Source organism: Bhargavaea beijingensis (assembly GCF_900101985.1).
In the GTDB taxonomy this organism is placed as follows: domain Bacteria; phylum Bacillota; class Bacilli; order Bacillales_A; family Planococcaceae; genus Bhargavaea; species Bhargavaea beijingensis.
The window spans coordinates 1-1,762 of record NZ_FNAR01000041.1; the positions used below are offsets into that span (position 1 = coordinate 1).

The following is a 1,762-nucleotide window of genomic DNA, read 5'->3' on the forward strand; positions in this document are numbered from 1 at the left end:
TTATTGCTTTATTGCTTTATTGCTTTATTGCTTTATTGCTTTATTGTTAAAATAACACTCCTTCATGATCTAGTCTTCAAGAGTTATTATTTCAAATTCAAGGACATCTTTAACTGTATACAATTTAAAAACCATTATATCCTTGTTTATATCCCGAGCTTGCACAATCTCTTTAGTTTATTGTCATTGCCATGTCACAAGTCCCTCTCTCGTAGTCTTTGTATAGTTGAAGGTTCTATTTAATCACAGTCTCATATATTGATTTAACAAAAATATCAATCACTTTATTTCCTCATTTCTGAATATATTTTTTGTTTAATTCAAGAGGTTCTTTTAAAGCAGAATTTAGTATGTCTTCATAAACTCTTCTAAGTTTCCTAAACAAACAAAAGGTGAGCCAACATCTCCTGTAGCCCACATCCTATACCTATTATTTCATTAATTTTTATAGCTGGTTAAAGGGGGCGTTACTACTACTGCATTAAACTTATGAGTTTATTCTGGTCCGTTAATTGATTCATAAGTATCCCCCGGATTAACCTTACTGTTTATTACCAATTATCAATTCCTTCTTGAAATATGTCTATTAAATAGTCATCAAATGTATTATATCTTGGATGTAAATCTATCCCCCCCCTTTCAAAACTAAATATTCTGTCATCATTAATATCTGCACAATACATACATCTAGCAAATTCTCCCGAGTCCTCTAAAACAATTAAGTTCATACCCAACCCTAATTTTCTCCATCTCTCTGTTGCATCAACTACAGATGCTCCTAAATTACCCTGAACACCTTCAAGCTCAACTCCACATATTCCTCCAGAACCATATTTTTTTATAAAATTTCGATAACTTAGAGGGAATTTAACTCTAAGTTTTTCTTCAGCCTTATTAATATATTCTTCTGATATTTCTCCGAAAAAATCATCTTCTTCACCATAATTTTCGATCATCTTAATAATTCTTTCATCCATAAATTAACTCACTCCTATTAATCTCTAGCACGCATTTTCCAATAGTTACCCCTAAAGTTATTATAGATTTTTTCAAGTTCTGGATCATTTCTAAAACTATTTCCATTTCCAACCAAACCATGTAGCGTGGAATCGTATTTATCATGAGTTAACTCCGCAATTTCAATCATCCCACCAGGTTCTTTTTGAATTAAATGGTGCAATTCAACTTTACTTTCCACCCCGGCCTTTACAATATATGGAGAATTACCCTTTTTCATTAATTCTCTATTCGACTTTCCTAGTGCCTTCGGATTATTAGGTACATAATTTTTATCAATCTCAATTTGGTAAACTCTTCTGGATACATCTACTTCCTTTCCACTAACTTTAACTGTTCCTTTTACTTCTACAGCGGTATACTTGTCAGCTAGCCAATCTAACTCAATTTGTTTGGAAGATAATTTTCTGGATTTAAGCCCCGTACCTTTACCCGTACCCTTTGTAACAGCTTTCTCTGTTACTCCACTAACTGCACTTTCAGCTTTCACCATTGTAATCAGTTGATCCTTCAACTGTACACCATTGACCACATTATAAGGGATTCCTCCTGCCATAGCCAACTGAGGACGTGGCGTATATGGCAAGAGGTTGGCCAGGGAAGCACTCGCATGATTAGTAGCGGAAACGACTCTTGGAACACTTGCTTTCGCTGCAGTGGTACCTGTCTTGACGAGGGCGTTGGCACCTTTTGTCCCGACAATAGACGTTGCCACCGTCCCTAAAGCGTAAGTAACCCAATGTGC

Annotated in this window: 2 protein-coding genes; both read right to left on the reverse strand. The window is 35.2% G+C overall.

Going from position 1 to position 1,762, the window contains the following annotated elements:
* Positions 1-551: 551 nt before the first annotated feature.
* Positions 552-977: an SMI1/KNR4 family protein gene (locus BLT01_RS14930; RefSeq protein WP_092099132.1), complete on the reverse strand. Its 426-nt coding sequence runs from the start codon at positions 975-977 to the stop codon at positions 552-554.
* 17 nt (positions 978-994) lie between these two features.
* The coding region (locus BLT01_RS14935; protein WP_245696957.1) for an HNH/ENDO VII family nuclease at positions 995-1,762 on the reverse strand (768 nt) is incomplete at its 5' end.